22 protein-coding genes are annotated in these 23,279 nt (G+C 61.1%); 11 read left to right on the top strand and 11 right to left on the bottom strand.

What is annotated here, in order from left to right:
• Nucleotides 1–94: 94 nt before the first annotated feature.
• The gene (locus Q0887_RS11510; RefSeq protein ID WP_299195496.1) at nt 95–1,714 is read left to right on the top strand and encodes an FAD-dependent oxidoreductase; all 1,620 of its coding nucleotides are present in this window, start codon (nt 95–97) and stop codon (nt 1,712–1,714) included.
• Between the two features lie 105 nt (nt 1,715–1,819).
• Here the strand turns inward: Q0887_RS11510 and Q0887_RS11505 are convergent, their stop codons facing one another.
• Complete coding sequence (locus Q0887_RS11505; RefSeq protein WP_299195494.1) at nt 1,820–3,085, bottom strand: cytochrome P450; 1,266 nt, start codon at nt 3,083–3,085, stop codon at nt 1,820–1,822.
• Nucleotides 3,086–3,178: 93 nt separating this feature from the next.
• Here Q0887_RS11505 and Q0887_RS11500 point away from each other — a divergent pair, with 93 nt between their 5' ends.
• Nucleotides 3,179–3,703, top strand: a complete 525-nt coding sequence (locus tag Q0887_RS11500; protein ID WP_299195492.1) for a nuclear transport factor 2 family protein — start codon at nt 3,179–3,181, stop codon at nt 3,701–3,703.
• Between the two features lie 77 nt (nt 3,704–3,780).
• Here Q0887_RS11500 and Q0887_RS11495 read toward each other — a convergent pair whose 3' ends face one another.
• Together Q0887_RS11495 and Q0887_RS11490 are read right to left on the bottom strand one after the other, a co-directional pair.
• Entirely contained in the window at nt 3,781–4,173 is a 393-nt protein-coding gene (locus Q0887_RS11495; protein WP_299195491.1) for a DoxX family protein, read from the bottom strand.
• Between the two features lie 86 nt (nt 4,174–4,259).
• Nucleotides 4,260–5,840, bottom strand: coding sequence for a fatty acid--CoA ligase (locus Q0887_RS11490; protein ID WP_299195489.1), 1,581 nt, complete (start codon nt 5,838–5,840; stop codon nt 4,260–4,262).
• A gap of 89 nt (nt 5,841–5,929) precedes the next feature.
• On the opposite strand from Q0887_RS11490, the gene Q0887_RS11485 reads away from it, so the two are divergent.
• Nucleotides 5,930–6,346 (top strand): PaaI family thioesterase, encoded by a 417-nt coding sequence (locus Q0887_RS11485; RefSeq protein ID WP_299195488.1) that lies wholly within the window; start codon nt 5,930–5,932, stop codon nt 6,344–6,346.
• Nucleotides 6,347–6,449: 103 nt separating this feature from the next.
• Here Q0887_RS11485 and Q0887_RS11480 read toward each other — a convergent pair whose 3' ends face one another.
• Both Q0887_RS11480 and Q0887_RS11475 read right to left on the bottom strand, forming a co-directional pair.
• The gene (locus Q0887_RS11480) at nt 6,450–7,001 is read right to left on the bottom strand and encodes a nuclear transport factor 2 family protein (protein WP_299195486.1); all 552 of its coding nucleotides are present in this window, start codon (nt 6,999–7,001) and stop codon (nt 6,450–6,452) included.
• Nucleotides 6,998–7,999 (bottom strand): NADP-dependent oxidoreductase, encoded by a 1,002-nt coding sequence (locus Q0887_RS11475; RefSeq protein ID WP_299195484.1) that lies wholly within the window; start codon nt 7,997–7,999, stop codon nt 6,998–7,000. The genes Q0887_RS11480 and Q0887_RS11475 overlap by 4 nt, the downstream gene beginning before the upstream one ends.
• Nucleotides 8,000–8,125: 126 nt before the next feature.
• On the opposite strand from Q0887_RS11475, the gene Q0887_RS11470 reads away from it, so the two are divergent.
• The 3 genes from Q0887_RS11470 to Q0887_RS11460 are packed head-to-tail and all read left to right on the top strand — an operon-like array spanning nt 8,126 to nt 10,329.
• Complete coding sequence (locus tag Q0887_RS11470; protein WP_299195482.1) at nt 8,126–9,073, top strand: NmrA family NAD(P)-binding protein; 948 nt, start codon at nt 8,126–8,128, stop codon at nt 9,071–9,073.
• Nucleotides 9,073–9,558, top strand: coding sequence for a nuclear transport factor 2 family protein (locus Q0887_RS11465; RefSeq protein ID WP_299195480.1), 486 nt, complete (start codon nt 9,073–9,075; stop codon nt 9,556–9,558). Before Q0887_RS11470 ends, Q0887_RS11465 begins: the two co-directional genes overlap by 1 nt.
• A complete protein-coding gene (locus Q0887_RS11460; RefSeq protein ID WP_299195478.1) occupies nt 9,559–10,329 on the top strand; it encodes a glucose 1-dehydrogenase in 771 nt (256 codons plus the stop codon). It abuts the gene before it with no gap.
• Nucleotides 10,330–10,335: 6 nt separating this feature from the next.
• Here Q0887_RS11460 and Q0887_RS11455 read toward each other — a convergent pair whose 3' ends face one another.
• The 3 genes from Q0887_RS11455 to Q0887_RS11445 form a co-directional block, all read right to left on the bottom strand.
• On the bottom strand, nt 10,336–11,565 hold the full coding sequence (locus Q0887_RS11455; RefSeq protein WP_299195476.1) for an aromatic ring-hydroxylating dioxygenase subunit alpha: 1,230 nt from the start codon (nt 11,563–11,565) through the stop codon (nt 10,336–10,338).
• Between the two features lie 132 nt (nt 11,566–11,697).
• Nucleotides 11,698–14,172 (bottom strand): TonB-dependent receptor, encoded by a 2,475-nt coding sequence (locus Q0887_RS11450; protein WP_299195474.1) that lies wholly within the window; start codon nt 14,170–14,172, stop codon nt 11,698–11,700.
• A gap of 273 nt (nt 14,173–14,445) precedes the next feature.
• Complete coding sequence (locus Q0887_RS11445; protein WP_299195472.1) at nt 14,446–15,759, bottom strand: SRPBCC family protein; 1,314 nt, start codon at nt 15,757–15,759, stop codon at nt 14,446–14,448.
• 134 nt (nt 15,760–15,893) lie between these two features.
• Here Q0887_RS11445 and Q0887_RS11440 point away from each other — a divergent pair, with 134 nt between their 5' ends.
• Entirely contained in the window at nt 15,894–16,673 is a 780-nt protein-coding gene (locus tag Q0887_RS11440) for an SDR family oxidoreductase (RefSeq protein WP_299195469.1), read from the top strand.
• The gene (locus tag Q0887_RS11435; RefSeq protein ID WP_299195467.1) at nt 16,645–17,964 is read left to right on the top strand and encodes an MFS transporter; all 1,320 of its coding nucleotides are present in this window, start codon (nt 16,645–16,647) and stop codon (nt 17,962–17,964) included. The genes Q0887_RS11440 and Q0887_RS11435 overlap by 29 nt, the downstream gene beginning before the upstream one ends.
• Nucleotides 17,965–17,972: 8 nt before the next feature.
• Here the strand turns inward: Q0887_RS11435 and Q0887_RS11430 are convergent, their stop codons facing one another.
• On the bottom strand, nt 17,973–18,752 hold the full coding sequence (locus tag Q0887_RS11430; RefSeq protein WP_299195465.1) for an SDR family oxidoreductase: 780 nt from the start codon (nt 18,750–18,752) through the stop codon (nt 17,973–17,975).
• On the bottom strand, nt 18,752–19,399 hold the full coding sequence (locus tag Q0887_RS11425; protein ID WP_299195463.1) for a glutathione S-transferase family protein: 648 nt from the start codon (nt 19,397–19,399) through the stop codon (nt 18,752–18,754). The genes Q0887_RS11430 and Q0887_RS11425 overlap by 1 nt, the downstream gene beginning before the upstream one ends.
• A 111-nt stretch (nt 19,400–19,510) precedes the next feature.
• Here Q0887_RS11425 and Q0887_RS11420 point away from each other — a divergent pair, with 111 nt between their 5' ends.
• Genes Q0887_RS11420 through Q0887_RS11410 form a run of 3 tightly spaced genes read left to right on the top strand, consistent with a single transcriptional unit; the run spans nt 19,511 to nt 22,974 of the window.
• Nucleotides 19,511–20,680 carry an acyl-CoA dehydrogenase family protein gene (locus tag Q0887_RS11420; RefSeq protein WP_299195461.1) on the top strand — a complete coding sequence of 390 codons (1,170 nt, stop codon included), beginning with the start codon at nt 19,511–19,513 and terminating at the stop codon, nt 20,678–20,680.
• 36 nt (nt 20,681–20,716) lie between these two features.
• Nucleotides 20,717–21,439 (top strand): PH domain-containing protein, encoded by a 723-nt coding sequence (locus Q0887_RS11415; protein ID WP_299195459.1) that lies wholly within the window; start codon nt 20,717–20,719, stop codon nt 21,437–21,439.
• On the top strand, nt 21,436–22,974 hold the full coding sequence (locus tag Q0887_RS11410) for a PH domain-containing protein (protein ID WP_299195457.1): 1,539 nt from the start codon (nt 21,436–21,438) through the stop codon (nt 22,972–22,974). Before Q0887_RS11415 ends, Q0887_RS11410 begins: the two co-directional genes overlap by 4 nt.
• On the opposite strand, the gene Q0887_RS11405 is transcribed toward Q0887_RS11410, so the two are convergent.
• Nucleotides 22,971–23,276 (bottom strand): GNAT family N-acetyltransferase, encoded by a 306-nt coding sequence (locus Q0887_RS11405; RefSeq protein WP_299195455.1) that lies wholly within the window; start codon nt 23,274–23,276, stop codon nt 22,971–22,973. The genes Q0887_RS11410 and Q0887_RS11405 overlap by 4 nt on opposite strands.
• Nucleotides 23,277–23,279: the final 3 nt, after the last annotated feature.

Raw genomic sequence — 23,279 nt, 5'->3', positions numbered from 1 at the left:
TCCTTTGATGTCCTGCCTAGCGGGAGAGCGGCAGCAGCGCACCTTGCCAAAATGAGCAATTGCTTGGAGGTCGCTGGCAGGCGCTAATGCGCAGATGAGCGAAACCGACATCATCATCCTCGGCTGCGGCCCTGCTGGCATGACCGCCGCGCTGGCCGCCTACGAAGCGGGCGCGCGGGTCACCATCCTTGAAAAGTTCGACCGTGTGGGCGGGACCGGCGCGGTATCCGGCGGGGTGATCTGGGTGGCCGACAATCCGCGCCAGCGCGCCGCTGGCATGGCCGACAGCCGCGACGAAGCGCTCGCCTATTTCCGCAGCCTCGATCACGGCGATCTGGTTGACGAGACGCTGGAGGCGTTTGTCGACTCGGGTGCCGAAGCGCTCGCATTTCTGGAAGATGCGGGCGCGCTGAAGGTCGCGTTGCTCGATGGCTATCCCGATTATTACCTCGACCGCCCGGGGGCCAAGCCCGAAGGAGGCCGCGCGCTCGACCACGACCTGTTCGCGCTCGGCGAGCTTGGCGAATGGGCCGCGCGCATTACCGCAATCGAAGAGCCCAAGCCGATGATGCTGCGCGAGACGCCTTTGGGCGGCGGCAGCGGCGTGGTCGAGCCGGAGGAGCTGGGCCGGCGCATGGCGAATAATGAGCGCGGCTTCGGTCAGGCGATGGTCGCGCGGCTGCTCAAAGCGTGCCTGACACGCGGGATCGAACCGGTGCTGAATGTCGATATCGAGCGGTTGGTGCGCGATGGGGGCCGTGTGACCGGCGTCGAAGGAACGCGGGACGGCGAAGGTTTTTCGCTGTCGGCGAGCTCGGGCGTCATCATCACGACCGGCGGGTTCGAGTGGGACGAGGACATGCGCCAGACCTTCCTACGCGGTCCGATGGACGCGCCCGCCAGCCCTCCCACTGCACGCGGCGGGGGGTTGAAACTCGCGATGCAAAGCGGGGCGAAGCTCGGCAATATGACGCAAGGGTGGTGGGCGCCGACATTGGTGATCCCGGATAATCCGTGGCCAGATGGCGAGCAACGCGCCGCGCCGGTTCTGATCGAGCGGACCGTCCCGCATTCGCTGATGGTGAACCGCTCAGGCGAGCGCTTCTGCAATGAGGCCGCGAATTACTCTGCGCTGGCGGGAGCGTTCCACCAGTTTGATCCGCAAAGCTACGACTATCCCAACCTGCCCGCATGGCTGATTTTCGACGCAAATTACGTCGAGCGCTATCCCATCGGCCCGCGCCTGCCGGGGCAGCCGGTGCAGGACTGGGTGGCGCGGGCGGACACGCTGGAGGAGCTGGCCGGAAAGCTGGACCTGCCAGCCGAAGCTCTGTCGGGGACAGTCGCCCGCTTCAACCGGCACGCCGCGGCAGGCCACGATCCCGATTTCGAACGCGGCACCAGCGCCTATGACCATTTCTACGGCGACCGCTCGCGCGAAGGCACCGCTGTCACGCTTGGCGAAGTCGCGCGCGCGCCCTTCTACGCGGTCGAGATCCGCATGGGTCTGCTCGGCACCAATGGCGGCGCGCGCACCGATGGCCATGCGCGCATTCTTGGCCATGATGGCGAGCCGATTGCGGGGCTTTACGGTGCAGGCAATGCCATCGCCTGCCCGACCGGCGGGATCTATGCAGGTGCAGGCGGGACGCTCGGCCCCGCGCTGACTTTTGGCTATGTTGCGGGACGCAGCGCCGCGCGGGCGAATGGTTGAAAACCGCTCACCCTGAGCTTGTCGAAGGGTTGTCCTTCGCTTCCTGACACGGTGCTATGAAGAAGTGCGGTGCTTCGACAAGCTCAGCACGAGCGGAGTAGAAAGTCAGACTTTGCAGGGCTCAAACTCGATGTGCAGCTCCTTGAGCGAGCGCAGCAGAAAGTGCGGATGATATTCGAAGTCGTTCTTCCCTTCGGCAAACCACATATCCTCGAACCGGTCGACCACGGCGGTGAACCCCCAGATCAGCTCGCGCCTTGCCAGCGGCGCGCCGAGGCAGTGATGCGTCCCTGAGCCGAACCCCATATGAGCGCCTGCTTTGGGCCGGTCGAGATCGAGTTTCTCAGGGCATTCGAACACGCGCTCGTCGCGATTGGCTGCGGCGAAGCGGACATTGATCATCGCGCCTTTCGGGATCGCCACCCCGGCCAGTTCGGTTTCCTCGTTCACAAATCGCATCAGCGACTGGACCGGGCTTTCGAGCCGCACGACCTCCTCGACAAAGGTCTTCATATATTTACCCGGATCGCTTTTGAGCTGGCGCCACACATCCTTGTTCTCGATCAGCAGCTTCATCCCTGCTGCGAGCGCGTTGGTGGTGGTTTCCGAGCCGCCCACGAACGTATCCGCCATCATTTCGGCGTGCAGCTCATTATCGGTGAGCGGGCGGCCCCATTCCTCGATCACGGTGTTGACCAGCACGCTGATCAGGCTGTCATCGGGATTGTCGCGCAGCCGCTCGAATATGGGCTGAAAGTAATGCTGCGCCTCGATCTCGCGGTCGACCATTTCCATGTGTTTGTCGGCGGGCAGCATCAGCGAGATGCGCTGGAAGAAGGCATCGGTCCAGCGCTTGATCCGCCACATATCCTCGCGCTTGGCTCCCATCTGCTCGCCAATGATGAAGAGTGGCAGCGGCACGCAGAACTGTTTGACCCACTCGCAATGCCCGTCCTCCAGAAAGCCGTCGATCAGCTCGTAAGCGAGGCCTTGGACCTCGGGGTCGATCTCTTTGATCTTCGACGGCTTGAACGCCTGATTGAACATGGCGCGCATCTGCTTGTGGTTCGGGTCATCGCGCCCGTTGAGGGTCGGCGCGGGCAGCCAGCCTTTCTCCTTGAAGCGCGCCATCACCATCTGCGCGCGCTCCATGTCTCCCGCACTCGCACGGAACTGGCTGTCGGCGGCGGAGGAAGGGAAGCGCTGCGGGTCCATCAGCACCTCGCGCACATGCTCGTAACGCGAGACAACCCACATATCGGTGCCGGGAATATTGTAGACCGGCGCTTCGTCGCGCAGCTGCTTATAGGCATCATACGGGCATTGTTGCAGCTCCGCGTCGAACAGGTTGATTTCCGGCTGCTCGCCCATGCTTGTCCCTCCCGAAACTGTGAATGGCGTTGGGGGCATGTTCGGGCCGATAGGTTCTGCGAACAACTGGCGGATTGGGGAGGGACCAGCGCAATGAATGCAAAGCTGCAAGAGCTGATCGACAGGCAGGAAATCGGCGATGTGATCCAGCGTTATTGCCGCACCCTCGACTGGCTCGATGAAGAGGGCCAAGCGAGCTGTTACTGGAGCGACGCGCATATCGAATACGGCTTTTTCACTGGCCGCGCGGAGGATTTCCTGCCCGTGGTGATGGAGACCGAGCGAGGCCTCGCGCGGCGCTGGCACATGCTGTCACAGCCGCTGATCCGCTTTCACTCTGCGACTTCGGCAAGCAGCGAATGCTACGGCGTCTTTGGCGGAGGGCGCTTGCAGGAAGATGGCAGCATTGCGGGCGACCTGATCGGCGGGCGCTATCTCGATGAGTGGGAGAAGCGAGCCGGAGCGGGCGGCGACAAATGGCGTATCTCGGCGCGCAAATATGTGGTGGACTGGAAGTCACCGCTCAAAGACCAGCCGATCTTCGCACCCGATCCCGAATTCCCGCTACCAACGCTGAAGATCGACGCGGGCGGGCATGCGGAATATCGCAAGCTTTAGCCATGGCCTTGTCCGGCCCTGGCAGATGCCGAGTGCCGGGCAGAAAAGCTTGATCTGCCCGGCCTCGCAAGTTTGGCCTAACCGTCGTCGGACTTGGCCATCATGCTGTCGACGCTCCAGATCCCTGCACCGCGGCAAGCGATGTAAAGGAACACAAAGCAGAAGATCGCGATCAATTCGCCGCCATTATTGATCGGGAAGAAATCGTTCAGCCCGTGGGCCATCCAGTAGCCGACGGCCGACATGCCCGCGCAGATAAAAGCGGCGGGGCGGGTCAGAAGGCCGATTGCAATCAGCACTCCACCAACCAGCTCGATCGCACCTGCGCCGAGGAGCAGCGGGGAGAGTTCTCCCGGGCCTTCCTTGGGAAAATCGAAGAACTTTTGCGTGCCATGCTGGACAAAGAACAGGCCCACAAAAAAGCGCATCAGCGCGTAGGCCTTGTCGGTGAAACCATCGAGAAAATTCATATGTTAGTCCCCTCTCTTTTATTCTGGTCCGTTCGCCATACTCTGTCTCGGGGCCTTTCGGCCAGAGCTATGGCGAATTGCCCACCTCAGTTCACGGCGCGGTCTTTCCCCTCCCAATAGGGCGCGCGCAGTTCGCGGCGCAGGATCTTGCCTGACGGGTTGCGCGGGAGCGCCTCGATAAAGTCGACCGATTTCGGGCATTTATAGCCCGCAATATGCTGGCGCGCATGGGCGATCACGTCGGCCTCGGAGAGCGTCTGGCCATCCTTGACCACCACGCAGGCCTTCACTTCCTCGCCCCATTTTTCGCTCGGAATGCCGATCACCGCGACATCGGCGACTTTGGGGTGAGCATAGACCGCATTCTCGACCTCGGCGGGGTAGATGTTCTCGCCGCCCGAGATGATCATGTCCTTCACGCGGTCGTGGATGTAGAGATAGCCGTCCGCGTCGAGATAGCCGGCATCGCCGGTGCGCAGCCAGCCATCGGCGTCGATGGTTTCGGCGCTGGCCTCTGCGTTGTTCCAGTAACGGCTCATGTTTTTAGAGGAGCGCGTCGCGATTTCGCCCACGGTGTCGGCGGGCAGTTCATTGCCTTGCTCGTCGATGATTTTGAGCTCGACGCCTGCCAGCGGCGTGCCGACGCTGCGCATGCGGGGCGAGCCTTCGGGCACATGGTCTTCGGGGTCGAGCGCGACGATCGTGCCGCTAGTCTCGGTCATGCCGTACATCTGGACAAAGCCGCAGCCCAGCACCTCCATCGCCTCACGCATCAGTTCCAGCGGGATGGGGGAGGCGCCGTAGGTCACGTATTTGAGGCGGCTGAAATCGACCTCGCGCACACGCGGATGGTTGAGCAGGATCTGGATCGCGGCGGGCACGAGGAAGATCTTCGAGATGTTGAAATTCGCGATCAGGTCGAGCGCCTTGGTCGGGTCATATTCGGGCAGCACAATCGAATTGCTGCCCGCGACCATCGTGCCAATGCCGGTCCCTGTGCCGCTAATGTGGAAGCACGGCATCGCCAGCAATGTGACATCGCCTTCAACCGGTTCCTGCCAATCGCGTTTCTCTGCGCCATCGCTGCTGGAGAGGATCGAGCCATGGGTCATCACCGCGCCCTTTGGCCGACCGGTGGTGCCCGAAGTGTAGAGCTGAAGCGCATCGTCCTTTGGGCCGGGAGCGTCGGCAGGGGGCGTGTCGGGGTGGCCACCGCGCCAGGTGCGGTAGTCGGTGCCCGAATGGTCGGGTGCGTCGATCCCGATGACATGTTCGACGCGCGGGCAATCGCCGCGCACACGCTCGAGCATCTCAGCAAAACCTTCTGCCACAAACACCACCCGTGCTTCACAATTGCCCAGGATATAGGCGACTTCCGGCGCGGCGAGCCGCCAGTTCACCGGCGTCATGACAGCGCCAATCTTGGCTGCACCTAGCAAGGCTTCGAAATAAAGCGGGTGGTTCTTGCCCAGAAAGCTGACCCGCTCGCCCTTGGTCACTCCCAGCGCGGTGAGCGCATTGGCGACGCGGTTCGCGCCGCTCTCCAGCTCGGCGAAGGTGATCACCTCATCGCCAAAAGTGAATGCAGGCGTGTCAGGCGTCGCGGCGGCGTGATCGCGGACAATGTCGCAGAACGAGCCGGGTTCGGATGATGGAGCTTGGGTCATAGTCGGCAAGACTAGGCGCGCAGGCGACAAGGGGGGATTGGCACAATTCATAGCGCAGCCAATCGCTGCTGAGCGTGTAGAAGAGGCGCATGTCAGACTTTGCACCGCCCGAAGGCTTCACGCGCGCCGAATTCTCGTCCGGCTTTCTCGACCATGGCGGGCCCTATTTCTTGCAGCCCCGTGAAGGCGAGCCGCAACTGGTGGGCCTGCGGATCGAGCCGCATCATATCAATTACAAGGACGGCGCTCACGGTGGCGTGATCTCGACCTTCGCCGATGTCGCGCTGAGCCATGCGGTCTATGATGCCGAGCGGCCAAGGCTCGCGCCCTCGACGATCACATTGCAGGTCAATTATCTGACAGCGGCAAAGCTGGGTGACTGGCTGGAGGCAAGGGTGCGGATCGACCGGATGGGCGGGCGCACGGCCTATACGTCTGGCGAGATTGTGCGCGGGGAAGAGACGGTGGCGACGATGAACGGGGTGTTTGCGATCCGGCGTTCTTGATTGCTAACCCGCCGACCCGCCTCCCCACCCGGCCACCATTAGGTTATGGCAACATTGGTGGCCGGGTGGGGAGGCGGGGCGGGAGGTCTGACCGCAAGATATCCTAACCCAGCCAGCGCGCTACCACCGGCGTCGAAGGGTCACGCTCGTCGTGATAGCCGCAGGAGCCTTCGGGCATTTGGGACAGGTCCACCCCTTCAACTTCGCGGAATTCGCGCCAATCATAGAGGCCCGTGCGATGCGCGATCCGCCATTCGCCATCCCGCTTTTCAAACCGGTCGACATAGCGGCCCGCGATGACCGCGGAATAGATCTTGCCCTTGTCCGGAAAGACGTCGGGGATTGGATAGCCCGCCGGGATCGTGTGCATTGCGGTCATATAGGTTTCGGTGTGGCAGATGCTTTCGCCATCCGGTCCTTTGGCAAAACCGAACTGCACCTGGCCCAGCTGGTGCTGGGTGGCGAGGCAGGGATCGATGATCGCGCGCGCCTGCTCGACAAAGCCGCGCCAGTCTCCGGCGACCGTGCCGAACTGAAACTGCGCATTCTCGTGGAACAGCCGCTCCATCATCGACCATCGCCGCCGGTCAATCGCATGGGCATAGGCCGCGATAATGTCGGCGATATCCGCGCGGTCTTGCAGCGTTCCAGTCATCTCTCAAGCTCCACGATTACCTTGCCAATATTGCCGCCAGTAAAGAGCTTTTCATAGGCGGTGAGCGTGTTTTCAAGTCCGCGTGTCACATCATACGGCATGGTGAGCTCCCCCGCCTCGTGCCAGCCGCGCAGTCTGGCGGTGAGGCGTTCGCCTTGGTCCATGAAGTCCGGACTGAAGAACCCCTCAACCCGCAGGCGCCGCATTAGGATCTGGTCAAATTCGCGCGGGGTGGTGCGCGCGTTGCCGCCATAGTCGGCGAGCAATCCGCAAACCGCGATCCGCCCGTAATGGTTCATGCGGGTGAGCACAGAGTCGAGCAGCGCGCCGCCCACATTGTCAAAATAGACGTCGAAACCCCCTGCTGCGTCCAATTGCGCACCGACATCGCCCGCCTTGTAGTCGATGGCTCCATCCAGTCCGAGTTCGCCCGTGAGATAGCGGCATTTCTCCGCGCCGCCCGCAATCCCCCATGCCTCGCAGCCGAGCAGCTTGGCGATCTGCACTGCCAACACTCCGGTTGCGCCCGCAGCAGCGGACACCAGCACACGCTCGCTCGGCTTTGCTGCGCCGGTTTGCTCGATGCCCCACAGTGCGGTCCAGCCATTCATGCCGAGAGGGCCGAACCATGCGCGACGGTCCGCGACCGAAGGATCGAGCTTCACCGCGCCCGACATCACCGCATCGACTTGGCTCACTTCTCCCCACACTCCGAAAGCTCGCACCAGATCGCCTTCGGCAAATCCATCCGCGCGCGAGGCTATGACTTCGCCCACGACCAGCCCTGTCATCGGAGCGCCGGTGGGCAGCGGCGGCTGATAGCCATCTTCGCGGCTCGTCAGCCACATCCGCGTGCCTGCATCCATCGAGAGCATAGCGTTGCGAATACGGATTTCGCCCTGGGCCAGCTCGCCCAGAGGCTCCTCGACCAGCGCCAGCGCGCTTGCGAAATCATTGCCTTTAGGGCGGCTTTCGATGCGCCAGAAACGATTGTTCATGGCCACGTTGTCCGGTTCGAGGGACGCTACGGCAAGCCGCGCTTTTGTTAGGTCGCTATCAAATTGGCGCGGTGCGGGTGACGGCTTGTCTTCCTAGTCTCTCCCGCAATCATCAGGAGAGATCACATGGCACTCATCACAGTAGTCGGCGCGAGCGGCAGGCAGGGGATGGCGCAGGTCAAACAGGCCCTGAAGGCGGGTTATGATGTGCGCGCGATCTCGCGGCAGGAAGATCCGTTTGGCGGCGCGAAGATCGAGGGGATCGAACGGGTCGAAGTGCGCCCGATGGACCTCTACGATCCTTCCTCCTTCAAACCCGCGCTCGAAGGGACCGATTACGTCTTTTACACCCACCCCTTGCAGGCCCGCGCCGATCGCGCGGTCTTGATCGGAGAGCTGGGTAAAGCGGCGGCTGAGGAAGGGGTCAAGCGGCTGGTGTGGAACACTTCCAGCTGGATTCCCGACAGGCCGGGTGATCCCTTCACCTATGGCGAGAACACCAAAGGGATCAACGCGTTGTGGCGTTCCGGTTGTCCCGGGACAGTGTTTGGCAGCGTGCTGTTCATGGACAATTTGCTGACCAATTGGGCGCGGCCTTTCATCGTCAATGAGGGGCGCTATGTCTATCCGCACAACCCCAATCTGCAAGCCAACTGGATCAGCCTCGACGATGTGGCGAAGTTCATGCTCGCCAGCCTTGAACGCCCCGACATGGAGGGCGCATGGCTCAATATTGGCGGGCCGGAGCGACTGGTGGGCAAGCAGGTGACTGCATATCTGTCGGGCGCGCTGGGCAAGGACATTACCTACGATCCCTGCACACCGGAAGAGTTCGGGCGCTATCTGGTCGAGGCGGCGGGTGACACCATGCCGGAGGAACTGCGCGAGGATTTCGCCAAGGGGATACAGGCGTTTTACGAATACAACAACGAAGCGCCCACGCGGCCTTTCGAGGTTGATATGGAGCATGTGTACGAACGCTTCCCCGAGCTTGACGGCGAGCTTGAGACAATGGGCGACTGGACCAGGCGTCAGGATTGGGGTGAGAGCAATTTCCGCCCGGCGTTTGGGTGATGTCGGCGGGCAAGGATGCGGTTGTTGCCGCCAATCGCAAAGTCGCCGAGCAGTTCTACATCGCGCTGGAAGAGGGCGACTTCGACACGCTCGCCGCGCTTCATAGCGAGGATGTAGCGTTCAACCTGCTCGGTTCGACGCCGGTGTCAGGCCGGTGGGAGGGCAAGGCGGAATGCTTTGGGCCTTTGGTGGCCGATGGCGTGGTCGGCAAGCTTGTGCCTGAAACGGTACAGTTCTCACGCAAATGGCGGATCATGTGCGTCGATGAGAACCGCGCGGTCGGGATCATGTATGGTGGCGGGATGGGCAATAATGGCCATGAATACCTCCAGACCTACTGCCAGATCATGACCATCCGCGATGGCAAGATTATCGAGCTGCACGAATTCTTCGACACCGCGCTGGTCGAGCTGGTACTCAACGACAACCCGACCGCAAAGGGGCCGAGCGAAGTGGCAAGGCCGTTCGCGTTTCCGGAGGATTGAATGACACGCAGAGTTGAAGGCAAGATTGCCTTGGTCACAGGCGGTGCATCGCGTCCAGGTTTAGGGTTTGCGATTGCCGAAAGGCTGGCTGAGGAAGGCGCTACTGTCATCCTCAGCGATATCGATGCCGATGGGTGCGAGGAGAGCGCCGCATTGCTCTCACAGCGCAACCTGTCAGCAGAAGCGATGAGGCATGACGTCTCGTCTCAAAGCGATTGGCGGCGCGTTGTGGGCGACATTCTCGCCAAGCATTCGCGGCTCGATATCCTTGTGAACAATGCCGGCATTCTGGACGTGGCCGAGATTGACGCGGAAGACGCGCTCGCCGGTCTGAGGCGGCAGTACAAGGTCAATATCGAGGGCGTATTCATGGGCACACAGGAAGCGGTGTGCGTCATGCGGGCGGCAGGCACTCCCGGCTCGATCATCAACCTTTCATCGGTGGCTGGAATCGTCGGATTTCGCGGGAGCGCCTCCTATGCGGCCACCAAAGGCGCGGTCAAAATGATGACCAAGTCTGTCGCGCTCGAAACCGCGGCCGATAGTATTCGCGTGAACAGCGTCCATCCCGGCATCATCCGCACCAACATGGCCAAAGCGGGGCTGAAGGACAACGCGGACAACTACGCCGCAATCGAGGCCACCATCCCTGTCGGGCGTTTGGGCGAGCCTGAGGATATCGCCAATTGCGTGTTGTTCCTCGCATCTGACGAGGCGAGCTATGTCACGGGCGCGGAATTTGTCGTGGACGGTGGTTACACCGCGCAATAGGCGGGATTACTCTGCGGCTTCGCGCTGTGCGGGGCTGAAGATGTCCAGCAATTCCTCATCGCTTGCCTGCGTGAGCTTGGCTGCCCATTGGTGGAACACCTGACCGCCGCGCTCGTTCTTGCCGAACAGCACTTCAGCCATTTCACCCGATTGCAACGCCTGGTGCTGGCGTTTGCCGGTGGCGTAATCCTCGTCGCGCACCACCACTTCGAGGAAGTCGAATTGTTCATGCGCTGACTTGATGTCGGCTTCGGTTTCGGGCTGGTTTTCCATGACGTAGAACTGGGTGGTGTAGCTCTCGCCCACCGCCTCGCCCGGAAACAGCTGCGAGATCATCGCTCCTCGCTGTCCGCCGCCATAAAAGCTCGCAATCGAGATATGCGGGAAGATCGTCCACACGCCCTGCGTCAGCGCATCATCGGGCAGCTCGTCATCGCTCATCTCCGACAAGTCGAGCATTTCGTCGCTGCCGGTCTTCTGCGCGAATTTGGACGGGCTGGAGAGCCGCTGATGCGGGCCCCAGAAGAAGTAATTGGCGCGATTGAAGAAGTCCGCGCCGAATGTGTCCTTGTGCAGCACTGGCAAGTGGTAGAAATCGAGATAGCCGTCATAGGCCGTCTTCCAGTTCGGTCCGGCAAGCGTACGCTGGCTGAACAGGGTCCATCCGTCGAAACCGAAGGCCTTGAGCAGGTCGTCATAGCCGCCGAGATAATCGGCGATGGACAGCTTGGAATTCTGGTCGAGCGTCGCCCAGATCAATCCAGCGCTTTCATAGACGGGAAAGCGCTTGAGGCAGAGCGAAGCCTTGTCGACCGCGCCGAAATCCTTTGGGCTGGCGACCCCGACCAGATCGCCGTCATTTTTGAACGTCCAGCCGTGATAGCCGCAAGTGAAACGGCTGGCATTGCCACTCGTTCCTGCTGTGACGACCGGATTGCCGCGATGCGTGCACATATTGAGGAACGCCCCCACGCTGCCATCGCGTTGACGGGTGAGCAGCAGCGGCACTCCGCAAATGTCCATCGCTTTGTAATCACCCGGCTCGGGCAGCTCACATGACGGAGCGACCATCAGCGGCAAGCGGCGAAAGATGTTGCGCTTTTCAGCCTCGAACAATTCGGGATCGGTGTAGGTGCTTGCCGGAACGCGCACGATCTCGTCGGCATATTCCATCGTATCCGCCGCGCCGTGAGCGATCAGGCTGCGGGTCATCGTGATGAGTTCTTCGCGCGACATGTTTCAAGCTCTCCAAATTCTTCGCCAAGGATGGGCCGAGATGTGGGGGTGCGGCAATGCTTGTTTTTGGCAGGCGCAAACGAAACGGGCGGACCTTTCGGCCCGCCCGATCCGATCCCAAGGGAGTTTTGGTCAGAAGTTGAACGTCGCCTCGACAAAGACCTGACGGCCGCGGTTCTGGGTGACAACCAGATCGTCACCCGCCGGAATGCCATTGGCATTGCCCGGAGGCGGCAGGAACGGACGCCCACCCGAAGTGTTGGTCCAGATCTCGTCAGTGAGGTTCACACCGACCAGAGCGAGCCGCCACATGCCGTCCGGATCGCCGACCGAAATGCGGCCATCAAGCGCGACATAGCTATCCTGTCTAAGGTCATTCAGCGTGTCTTCGTTGGTGAAGTAGCTGCCCGAGAAGATCGCATTGCCGCCGACGCCGAGTTCAAGCGAGTTGCTCAGCGGCACCTCCCAGTCAAACGCGAAGTTGCCTGAAAATTCCGGCGCGCGGGCCACCTTGCGGCCATCAAGATCGTCTGAACCAACTCCGGTCTGGAATGTATCGGTGAAGGATGCGTCGAGATAGGCAAGGTTGCCCGAAAGCGACAGGCCTTCGACCGGGGTGCGCCAGTTCCAGCTTACATCAACACCCTTGGTCGTGACTTCACCGGCATTGAGCGTCTGGAACTGGATGTTCACAGCGTCGAAGTTCTGTACCTGCAGATCGTCGAACACATAGTAGAAGATCGTGCCATTGAGAGTGACATTGCGGCCATCGAACTGCGACTTAAAGCCAATCTCGCCGCCAATTGCGGTTTCGGAACCGTAGATCAGCGCATCTGCGGTGGCCTGACGGACCGCCGGATCGGGATCGTCAAAGCCCAGCAGAGAAGCCGAAGGTAGCGCCGAGTTGTCGATACCGCCCGACTTGAAGCCGGTCTTGAACGAAGCGAAGACGTTGAAGTCATCGGTGACTTCGTATTTGATCGTCGCTTCGGGCGAGAAGTTGCTGTCCGAAAACTCGATCGGGCCAGAGAAGAACCCGCTATTGATGAAGGCCGGACCTGCCGAAAGGAAGGCGTGGACATAAGGCACCGAGATGGTGTTGGTCTTGCTCTCGTCGGTCCAGCGCACACCGCCTGACAGTTCAAGCCGGTCGGAAAGGTCGAGGATCACACTGCCGAACAGCGAAACCGCTTCGGTGTCGGTCACATGGACCTTGTCCCAGTCAAAGGTGAAGCCGGTGACAGGGTCAGGCGCGACAAAGGAGATGTTCACCGCCTGCTGCGACGTGTCGAAGATAAACTCGCGCGATTCGTAGAATGCTCCGAGCATGAAGTTGAACCCGTTGTCGAAATCGCTCTGCAGGCGGAATTCCTGGCTGAACTGCTGAAGCGCGTTGCGGGGGTCGCTGGTGCCCACACCGCCCGGCACTCCAGGACCAAGAATGCCGACATAGGAATAATTGTCGAGGTCAGTCGCATCGAGATCGACAAAGCCGGAGGTCGAAACAAACCGGAGATTGTCGGTCAGGTCAAAGGTGAATTTCAGCCGCGCGAAGAACAGCTCGGTTTCAGAGAATGGAACGCCGTTAAAGCCCTCCGCGAGCGTCGGTCCGCTTGCGGTCGGCACTGAACCTGCGAGCGGCGGAGCGGTGTCGGGCAGGTAATAGAGTCCGTCATTGGCGTTGCAGTCATTGCCTGCCGGAATGACGAGGCCCCCGCCCAGCAGGAAGACTGGATCGGCAATTCCGTTAGCGCCGCAATCAATATCAGAATGGCCAATGGCGCCATCGCCTTCGTTGCGGACATAGGTGGCTTTGAAATTGGCGTTGAAGCCAGGGAACGGTTCCCATTCCAGCGTAACACGGCCAACGAAGTTTTCCTGGGTGCGGAACTGGTTGACCGCAGGAGTGCCCGGCTGAAGTTCGACATATTCGTCGATGTCATTGTACTCGGCCGCAAGGCGTATGCCCAATGTGTCGCTCAGCGGGCCGGAGATGAAGCCGCCATAGGTCCAGCCTTTTTCCTCGAATTCGTAAGAAGCTGACGCGCCGACTTCCCAATCGGGCGTCGGGTCAGCCGAACGGATCGAGAAAACACCTGCCGAAGCGCTCTTGCCGAAGAACAGCGATTGCGGGCCCTTGAGAATGTCGATCTGTGCGGTATCGACAAAGCCTGCCTGCACAAGGCGCATGGTCGAAACCTGCACCCCGTCAAAGTCAAAAGCGACCGCCGAGTCGAACGAGGCTGAAATGTTGGAGGAGCCAACGCCGCGAAGGCTAAGCTGGCCGCCTGAGCCTGAGCCGCCAACCTGCACGTTGAGGGTCGGCACGCGGCTCGTAACGTCGGCAACCTGATCGACGCCGTAGCGCTCCAGTGTCTCACCGCCAATCGCGGTCACGGTGACCGGAACGTCCTGGAGGCTTTCCGACTGGCGCCGCGCCTGAACAATGATCACGCGCCCTTGGGAATCGTCATCCGAAGCCTCGTCGGTATCGGTGTCCTGGGCAAAGGCGGTTTGCGGCATGCTCGCAAAAGCAGCGATCGCGGCTCCGCTCATCAGTGTGCGGCGCAGGCCTTTCGTAGCAATGCGTTTATTACGTGCGGTCATCATGCTCTCTCCCTTACGGGCGCGAGTGCCTCACCGACTTTGTTTTGGCGAAGCCTGTTGCCCTTGTCCCCAGTCCCTGAGCCGCGAAAACTTGGATGTGACACGGCCGTCAGCAGTGCCACCGAGTGTATGGAGGAGCGATTCCGCACTCATCTAGCAAAAGCGCTAGGAACAATCGCAGAATGCGTCCTTTTGGCCACAATATTGCGCGATTCCCCGATGCCGTAGCGTCTTCTTACGTAAGCGGAAGGCGTGCAGCGCGCTGAAAGGGGCCTATTCGGCAGCTTCGCGCGCGGCCTCCATCTGCGAGGTGCGCGGATCGTTGGGCCACACCCATTCTTCACCGATCACCTGCTCGACCCGAAGCTCTTCGGGCACATTGTCGATCCCGATCATCCGGTCGCAAGACTGGTGAAACGAGTAGATGCGCGCTTCCTGATAAGACAGAGGCACGCTCTTGAAGGCAGCGCTCTGCATCGAATGCTGGATCGCTTCGCCGAACTGGGTGTCTTCAAGGATGATCGGGCTCATGTCGCGGCCGTTTGGCTGGCTTTCGTCGGGAACGGTCCAGAGGTCGGGTGCCGGAGCCCCCGAACCATCGGCGTCCCAATCGAGCGCCATGGTCACCAGTTCGAGCCGGGTGGTGCCAAGCGAAGTTGGCCAGAACACCAACGGCGGCACGAAATAGTTAGACAGCGGCGAGACCCAGTTGGGAAACAAAGTGTAGCTCTGCGTGCAGGTCCGCCCCAGCTCTCCCACGCTCTCGATCTGTTGCCATTCGGGCGGCGAGTCCACCGCGCGGACATGCTCGCGGTCGGTCTGCCGCGGAGGCGGGGCGAGCATACGCGCATGGCCGTTGGGATATAGAGTGTTGAGGTTGCGCTTGCTGTCCACCAGCGGTGCGACCGTGGTCGGGTGGATGAAGGGCACATGGTAAACTTCCATGTTGGCCTCCATCGCGACCTTCCAGTTGCAGTTGAGGTCGAACGAATAGCGCGCTGCCAGCCGCATTTTGTCGAAGGCAAACTCGTCCCATTCGTCCATCAGCGGGCCTAGCCATTCGGTCAGCGGCATGGCGTCCGCGTCGAAATTGACGAAGATGACATTGCCTAGCATTTCGCAGCGAACCGGGATCAGCCCGCGGCAGCTCATGTCGAAATCGGGCGGAAAGTCCTGCCGCTCGGGCACACCGACGAGCGTGCCATCGGTCTTGTAAGTCCAGTTGTGATAGGAGCACATCAACCGGCTGGACTTGCCCCTGTCCTCGGTCACAACCGGCGCGCCGCGATGGCGGCAGGTGTTGTAGAAGGCGCGCACCACCCCATCCATGCCATGCACAATCACAATCGGATCGCCCGCATTGTGCCAGCGCATATAGCAGCCGGGCTCGGGTATCTCGTCAATGTGACCTGCAAACAGCCAGCTCTTGCGGAAGATATGCTCCTGTTCGAGCTTGTAATATTCCTCGCTGGTGTAGCGGGCGGCGGGCATGTCGGGCAGGTGAGGAAAGCCCTCTGGCGGAGAGCGGCGCGTTGCCTCCCACTCCATTAGCGCTTTCAATCGTGCGACTTCGGCGGTGTCGATCATGCTTGTCTCCTGCAATGCAGAGTAGCGCAGGGCGGATTGGGCGCACCTCACACTTTTCCCATCGGTTTAAGTAGTGGCCAGCTTCGCCCCCGGACCTAGTCTGCGCGGATAAGACAAGCCTTTGGGAGAGGGTAATGACGGGAAGGGTAGAGGGCCGCGTGGCGCTGGTGACCGGCGGAGCGATGGGTCTGGGCAAGGCTGATTGCGAACGGCTGGCGGCCGAGGGCGCGAAAGTGATCGTGACCGACCGCGAGGTCGAGTTGGCGCACAAGGTCGCTGACGGGATCGGCGGTAACGCGATGGCGCTCGATGTCACATCCGAAGAGCAGTGGCAGGACGTCATGCACGCGGTGAAGGAGCGTCATGGCGGCCTCGACATCCTCGTCAACAATGCCGGCAATGTGATCTTTGAAAGCATCGAGGAGTGCTCGCTCGATCATTTCAAGCTGCATCTCGATATCCACGTCGTCGGCACATTTCTGGGCTGCAAATACGCGCTCCCGCTGATGAAGCATCGCCACAAGGATAATGGCGGAGCGGGTTCAGCGATCGTCAATATGGCCTCGACCGCGGCGCTGATGGGATATGGCAATATCCCGGCATACACCGCGGCGAAGGGGGCAATCTCCTCAATGACGCGCTCCATCGCGATGTATTGTCAGGACGAGAATTACGGCATTCGCTGCAATGCGCTGGCGCCGGGCGGGATTGAGACGCCGATGGTGATGGGCGTTTCCGGCCGTGCGGGTCAGCAGCCCATGGATATTCCCGAAGGGCCATTGCCTTCGGATGCGCTCGGTCATCCGCGCGATGTTGCAGGCTGCGTGGTGTTCCTCGCCAGCGACGATGCGCGCTTCCTCAACGGACTGACAATACCGGTGGACAATGGCCTCGACGCCCGACCTCACCACTGATCCCGCGCAGGCAGAGGACGCACCGACCGGCGGATATTACCGCTGGTATGTGCTTGGCCTGCTGACTCTGGTCAGCATGTTCTCGATCGCCGACCGGCTGGTCTTTTCGATCCTGCTCGAGGACATCAAGGCCGAATTTTCCTTTTCCGATACCCAGATCGGCCTGCTGGGCGGTCTGGCCTTTGCGCTCACCTATGTGATTGCCGGCTTCCCCGCCGCGCGGCTGGCTGACCGCTCCGTGCGCAAGAACATCGTCAGTGCGGCGATCACCTTCTGGAGCGGACTGACCGCCATATGCGGGCTGGCTACCGGCTTCTGGACATTGTTCTTTGCCCGGACGGGCGTAGGAGTGGGCGAAGGGTGCTCCGGCCCCGCATCGCAAAGCCTTGTCGCGGATTACTTCCGGCGCGAGGAACTGGCCAAGGCCATGGGCTTTCTCACCATCGGCGCGACCATGGGTACGGCTGGCGGACTGATTATCGGCGGTCAGCTCAACGAAATGTTCGGTTGGCGCTGGGCCTTTGTCCTGATGGGTCTGCCGGGCATGTTGATCGGCGCGATCGTCTATTTCACCATTCGGGAGCCGAGGCGCGGCCGATATGCCCCCAAGGACGCGAAAATTGAACAGCAGCCGCTCCTAGAGACTGCAAAGACGCTCTCGCGCAACCGTGTGTTTATGGGGCTGGCGGTTGGCTGGGCGGTGCAGATCATGATCGGATATGCGCTCGCCTTCTGGATGGCGGCGGTGATGATCCGCAATTTCGGCATCTCGAGCGGCGATGTCGGGCTGTATCTCGGCCTCGCCTTCTTTATCGGAGGAATTCCCGGGCCAATCCTTGGCGGCTATGTCGCAGGCTGGCTGACCAAGCGCGATGAACGCTGGCGGGCATGGATGCCTGGTGTCGTGAGCCTCGGCTGCGTGCTGCCACTGGCCATTAGCCTTTCTTCGAGCGCATTCTGGCCCTTTCTGGGTTTCTTCGCGGTTGCTTATGCGATCTATGTGATGAGTCAGGCGCCGATCCTGTCTGGCATTCAGGCGGCAGTGGAGCCGGGCCAGCGCGGCTTTGCAGTGGCCATCGCTTTGTTTTTTAACAATCTGGTCGGGCAGGCGCTGGGCCTCGCATTGATCGGCTGGGTGAGCGACTGGCTCAGCGAGACTTATGGCGCGCTGTCGCTGACGATATCGGTCTTTGCGGTGTGCCTTGTCTCAGGCGTGATCGCGATGGCCGTGTTCGCATGGACCGCCGCGCAGATGGGCAAAAGCGGGTATCTGGCACGGATGGCGACCTAGAAACCGGCCTAGAACCCCGGATGCACTGCCATCATGGCGCCATCGACCAGCATCTCCGCGCCGGTCATGTAGGGACACTCGTCAGACGCGAGGAATGCAATGGCCGCTGCCGTCTCTGCCGGATCGGCGAGGCGATTGAGGGGTGAAGTCGAAGCCACTGCGGCTTTCAGACCGGGCATGGCTTCTTCGGCTCTGTTGAGAATGCCCGTCTCGGTCGCGCCCGGCACAATCGCATTGCAGCGGATATTGTAGCCCTCTTTCGCGCAGTGGACCGCGATGGACTTCGTAAGCACCCGCACCGCGCCCTTGCTCGAACAATAGGCCACATCGCCCGGCAAGGCTCCGATGGCAGAGGTCGAGGCGATGTTGATGATCGCGCCTTTGGAGCCGCCCGGGTTGCCCTTCATCGCAGCAATAGCCGCGCGGCAGCCTGCCATCGTGCCCTTGATATTGATATCGTAGGTGCGGTCCCAAAGCTCGTCGGTCACGTCCTCGATAGAGGCCTGGCTGACCACGCCGGCATTGTTGACGAGGATGTCGAGCCTGCCGAAAGCTGCGACCGCGTTGCCCACCACCGACGGCCACAATGCGGTGTCGCTGACATCCTGCACGGCGAAGCTTGCGCCGACTTCTGCGCATACCGCCTCGCCATCGGGATTCACATCGGTCCCGAGCACCTGAGCGCCATCGGCCCGCAGTCGCCTGACTGTCGCAGCACCAATCCCGCTCGCGCAGCCAGTGACGATGGCGACCTTACGTTCGAGTCGCGGGCCCGACAGGTCTGGCATTACTCCGCCTGTTGCCAGATCGCGGCGCAGGGGCGCGCATTATGCGTTTCGACAAAGCGCGCGAGATTGTCGGTGCCTTCGGGCAGTTTCCACCCCACGGTGAAGCCGAAATTGGCAAAGGCAAAGACAAGCAGATCGGCAAAGGTGAAACGGCCAAGCGCGAAGTGGTTGCTGCCCCCCAATTGCGCATCGAACCAGCGCCATTTGTCATCGGACATTGCGGCAAGCTCAGCGCCCGCGCCTTCGCTGACCACGGCCATGCGCGGCTCGAACATCGGGCGGCCACCAGTGGCGCGGAATCCCATTGTCATCGGCACGACCACTTCCTGATCGAACAGCCGTGCCCATTTGCGCACTTCGGCGCGCTCTTTGGCGGTTTCGCCAAACAGGTTGGGCGAGGCGTGGTTCTCCTCGATAAATTCGCAGATCGGCCAGCTTTCGGTGAGGAAAGTGCCGTCATCGAGTTCGAGCGCCGGCAAGGTGCCTTGCGGATTCTTCGCGCAATATTCGGCGTCCTGCCGGTTTTCGCCCGTGATGATGTCGTAATGGACGCGTTCGAAGTCCTTTCCTTCCTCAAGGCCTTTTTCGACCATGAACATGCGCACGAGGCGCGGATTGGGTCCCAAGGATGAATGGAGCGTCGTCATTGTCTCTCTCCTGATTGGATTTGCGCGCAACCCTATGCAATTCGTGCTTGCCCGTCGCCCTCACAAATGCGCTAGGGGACGAAAGATGCGTGACGAGCAATTGAGAACTTCATGGACTTCCAACTGACCGATGAGCAGCGCGAGCTGCGAGACACCGCTCGCAAATTTGCCCGCGCCGAACTGCCTAAGCTTGCGCGCGAGATGGAGGAGAAAGACTTCCCCGTCCCGCATGAAATGCTGCTCACCTATGGCGAGATGGGCTTTCTCGGCGTCAATCTGCCCGAGGAATATGGCGGGCTGGGCCTTGGCCATGTCGAGGCGCTGCTGGTGCTTGAGGAGTTCGCCCAAGTTTCCAACGCGGTCGCCTTTCCGGTGTTCGAGGCACTGACGGGGCCGGTGCGCACGATCGAGCGGTTCGGCTCGGATGCGATGAAGGCTAAGATTCTGCCAGAAGTCATCAGGGGCGAGAAGATCGTCGCGGTATCGATGTCTGAGCCTGATGCTGGCACTGCGCTCACTGACCTCAAAACCACGGCGCGGGCCGACGGCAATGGCTATGTCGTCAACGGCTACAAACGCTGGACCTCGGGCGGCGGGCATTCGGACTATTACGTCACCTATTGCCGCTACTCGGATGAACCGGGTGCCAAGGGCATCGGCGCGATCCTGCTTGAAAAAGACATGGCAGGCATGAGCTTTGGCAAGCGCGAAGAGCTGATGGGCTTTCGCGGCATTCCCACTGCTGACATCTCGATCGAAGATGTGCGGGTGGGCGAAGAGAACGTCATTGTCGGCGCGGGCGGCTTTGGCCGTTTGATGAGCGCATTCGGCCTCGAACGCTGCGGCAATGCGACCCAGTCTATGGCAGTCGCCGCCGCCGCGCTAGAACAGGCGCTTGCCTACACGCAGGAGCGCGAGGCATTCGGCAAGCCGATCGTCGATTTTCAGGCCGTTCAAATGAAGCTCGCCGAGATGGCGATGAAGGTCGATGCGGCGCGCCTGCTGATCCACCGCGCGGCGGCCAATTCCGCCGCGAATGAAGGCGGCTTGCCCAGCGTCTATGAAAGTTCGGTCGCCAAATGCTTTGCCAATGAGATTGTTCGCGAAGTCACCGCATTGGGCATGCAGGTGATGGGCGGATACGGCTATCACAAGGATTACGGCATGGAACAGCGCCTGCGCGATGCCTATGCCTGGGGGATCGCGGGCGGAGCGATTGACGTGCAGAAAACCAATATCGCAGCCGCGATGGTGGGAAGACGCTTCAACCAAAGAAAATAGCTTGCGCAGGCGGGCTGTCCCACGCATCTAACACACATGACAACAAACGGCCCAGACGATCCCTCCGATACGCCTCCCAAGCCTGATAGGCAGCCGGATCAGGCGCGCAATCTGTTCGGACATAAAAGCGGGGCGAAAGGCTGGGAGACCCCGGCCGGGCAGGCGCCAACCGAAGAAGCGGCAAAGCCCGATGATACGTCCTCCGCGCCTTATCCGCGCGATGCGCAATACACGCCTCGACCCGAGGCTCCGCCGGAAGGCTCCTCCATACTCGGCGAGGTCGATGACGAAGGCGAACTCACGCTGCTCCATCCCAATTACAAGCTTGTGATGCGCGTCGGCGCGCTGTTGGCCGGGCTGGCCATCATGATCGCCGCGCTGATCATCGACGGCGGACTTCGCAACGAATTGGATACGCCGTTCGGGATTATTTCCGGACCCGCGCTGATTATCGCGATCATCATCGGTTTTCGCGTGCCGGTGGCTCGCTACAATGCGCGCGGCTACCAGATCAGCCGCGACCGGCTGCGCGTTGTGCGCGGCGTATGGTGGCATTCGGACACAATCGTGCCTTTTGGCCGCGTCCAGCATATCGATGTCGATCAGGGCCCGCTCGAACGCGCGCTCGGCATTGCCACGATGACGCTCCACACAGCGGGCAGCCACAATGCCTCGGTTCGTCTGCCGGGGCTGGGGCACGAACTTGCGGTCGAGATGCGCGAGGCAATCCGCGCGCATATCAAGCGGGAAAGCATGTGAGCGAGCAGCCCGCAACGCCCGACAAACCCGAAGGTCGCAACACCGATATCAAAACGGTGTTTGTCGGCATGCTCGCCGGTGTGCAAAACGCGATCATACCGGCGGCTCTGATCATGTTCGGATCGGGAGGGCTGGGCCTGCTGGTCGCTCTGCCAGTCTTCGCTGCGATCATCGCTGCTGCGACCTTGTTCAGCTATATCAGTTGGAAACGGCTCACCTACACTATTGGCGATGCCGATATTCGCGTTGAAAGCGGCGTGCTCAGCCGCGCCGCGCGTTCTGTGCCCTATGAGCGGATTCAGGATGTGAGCCTTGAGCAAAAACTGATCCCGCGCCTGTTCGGCCTGGTCGCGGTGAAGTTTGAAACAGGGGCAGGCGGCGGAGAGGATTTGAGCCTCTCCTACCTGACCGAAGGCGATGGCGAGGAACTGCGCCAGTTGGTGCGCGCGCGCCGCGATGAGGAGGCAGGCACTGTTGCCGCTGGCGATGAAGCGCCAAAGTTGTCCGCTGAAGACAGCGAGCCGCTCTTCACAATGGGCCCGCGCAGGCTCTTCACATTCGGCATCTTCGAGTTTTCGCTCGCGGTCTTCGCGGTGCTCGCGGGTCTGTTCCAATATGCGGACACGCTGATCGGTATCGAGATCTGGGATTTCGATCTGTGGGAGAGCGTGATCGAAGAGCAAGGCAATGCGCTTTCCTCACTCGGCCCGGTTGCGCAGCTCGTGAGTGCGATTGGCGGGATTATGGTCCTGCTGCTTGTCGGCTCCCTTACCGGAATGGTGCGGGTCTTCACCCGCGAATGGGGTTTCCTGCTTGAGCGGACCGCACGCGGTTTCCGCCGCCGCCGCGGCCTTTTGACCAAGACCGATGTCGTGATGCCAATCCACCGTGTGCAAGGCGTAAAGATCGGCACGCGCGCGATCCGATATCGCTTTGGTTGGCACTCGCTAAGCTTTGTCAGCCTTGCGCAAGATATGGGCGCAGCGAGCCATGTGGTCGCGCCTTTCGCCAAATTGCACGAGATCGCGCCGATTGCCGAAACCGCCGGTTTCCGCTTGCCCGACGAGAACGCTGACTGGCACCGCGCGAGCGACAAATATCTGGTCGACAGTGCGTTCTTCGACGCCGCATGGTTCCTGTTCGGAGCGCTCGCGGCCTTTGTCGCAACCTCGATTTACTCGCCCGAATGGACCATGCTGGTGACAGGCGTTCTGCTGGTGCTCGCAGGGCTTTCAGTGATCGCCAATGTGCTTGCCTGGAAATTCAAACGCCACGCGCTCGACGATGTGCAGATCATGGCGACCAAGGGTGTTCTGAGCCCCAGCAGCCAGATCGCGACACGGATGAAGCTGCACTCGGCCGAGATTGCGCAAGGGCCGATTGCGCGGCTGCGCGGCTATGCAACGCTCCATCTTGGGCAGGCAGGCGGCACATTTTCGATCCCCGGCGTTCCGGTTGATCGTGCGCGCGAGGTCCGTCGTAAAGTGATGCAAACGGTCGCCGCGACCGACTTCTCGCAGCTCGAAAACGGCTAGGCGCGTAGGTCGCTCCAACCGGGGTTTTCGTCAAACTTCTTGGCGACATACCAACATTGCGGGACGACTTTAAAGCCGTGCTCGCGCGCATCGGCGATCAGTCGCTCGACCAGCAGAGCCGCAATCCCGCGCCCGCCGATTTCGGGCGGGACGATGGTGTGAGTCGCGATCCGAACGCCATCTGACTGCGGCTCCCATTCCAGAGTTCCGGTCGCTTTCTCACCCGGTATATCAGCGACATATTTGCCGCCGCTGCCGTGATCGTGATGGGATATCACGACGCCAGTATTTTGATCGCTCATTTG

It is taken from the genome of uncultured Erythrobacter sp., assembly GCF_947492365.1.
Lineage (GTDB): Bacteria > Pseudomonadota > Alphaproteobacteria > Sphingomonadales > Sphingomonadaceae > Erythrobacter.
The sequence above is the reverse complement of the archived record's forward strand: the minus strand, read 5'-3'. Positions and strand labels throughout refer to the sequence as shown.

Coding starts and splice junctions, on each gene's coding strand:
- Q0887_RS11495 (WP_299195491.1), bottom strand. CDS start 4,173: ATGAATTTTCTCGATGGTTTCACCGACAAGGCCTACGCGCTGATGCGC.
- Q0887_RS11460 (WP_299195478.1), top strand. CDS start 9,559: ATGACACGCAGAGTTGAAGGCAAGATTGCCTTGGTCACAGGCGGTGCA.
- Q0887_RS11455 (WP_299195476.1), bottom strand. CDS start 11,565: ATGTCGCGCGAAGAACTCATCACGATGACCCGCAGCCTGATCGCTCAC.
- Q0887_RS11420 (WP_299195461.1), top strand. CDS start 19,511: ATGGACTTCCAACTGACCGATGAGCAGCGCGAGCTGCGAGACACCGCT.
- Q0887_RS11435 (WP_299195467.1), top strand. CDS start 16,645: ATGGCCTCGACGCCCGACCTCACCACTGATCCCGCGCAGGCAGAGGAC.
- Q0887_RS11430 (WP_299195465.1), bottom strand. CDS start 18,752: ATGCCAGACCTGTCGGGCCCGCGACTCGAACGTAAGGTCGCCATCGTC.
- Q0887_RS11450 (WP_299195474.1), bottom strand. CDS start 14,172: ATGACCGCACGTAATAAACGCATTGCTACGAAAGGCCTGCGCCGCACA.
- Q0887_RS11465 (WP_299195480.1), top strand. CDS start 9,073: ATGTCGGCGGGCAAGGATGCGGTTGTTGCCGCCAATCGCAAAGTCGCC.
- Q0887_RS11415 (WP_299195459.1), top strand. CDS start 20,717: ATGACAACAAACGGCCCAGACGATCCCTCCGATACGCCTCCCAAGCCT.
- Q0887_RS11470 (WP_299195482.1), top strand. CDS start 8,126: ATGGCACTCATCACAGTAGTCGGCGCGAGCGGCAGGCAGGGGATGGCG.
- Q0887_RS11440 (WP_299195469.1), top strand. CDS start 15,894: ATGACGGGAAGGGTAGAGGGCCGCGTGGCGCTGGTGACCGGCGGAGCG.
- Q0887_RS11510 (WP_299195496.1), top strand. CDS start 95: ATGAGCGAAACCGACATCATCATCCTCGGCTGCGGCCCTGCTGGCATG.
- Q0887_RS11505 (WP_299195494.1), bottom strand. CDS start 3,085: ATGGGCGAGCAGCCGGAAATCAACCTGTTCGACGCGGAGCTGCAACAA.
- Q0887_RS11490 (WP_299195489.1), bottom strand. CDS start 5,840: ATGACCCAAGCTCCATCATCCGAACCCGGCTCGTTCTGCGACATTGTC.
- Q0887_RS11480 (WP_299195486.1), bottom strand. CDS start 7,001: ATGACTGGAACGCTGCAAGACCGCGCGGATATCGCCGACATTATCGCG.
- Q0887_RS11485 (WP_299195488.1), top strand. CDS start 5,930: ATGTCAGACTTTGCACCGCCCGAAGGCTTCACGCGCGCCGAATTCTCG.
- Q0887_RS11475 (WP_299195484.1), bottom strand. CDS start 7,999: ATGAACAATCGTTTCTGGCGCATCGAAAGCCGCCCTAAAGGCAATGAT.
- Q0887_RS11405 (WP_299195455.1), bottom strand. CDS start 23,276: ATGAGCGATCAAAATACTGGCGTCGTGATATCCCATCACGATCACGGC.
- Q0887_RS11425 (WP_299195463.1), bottom strand. CDS start 19,399: ATGACGACGCTCCATTCATCCTTGGGACCCAATCCGCGCCTCGTGCGC.
- Q0887_RS11445 (WP_299195472.1), bottom strand. CDS start 15,759: ATGATCGACACCGCCGAAGTCGCACGATTGAAAGCGCTAATGGAGTGG.
- Q0887_RS11500 (WP_299195492.1), top strand. CDS start 3,179: ATGAATGCAAAGCTGCAAGAGCTGATCGACAGGCAGGAAATCGGCGAT.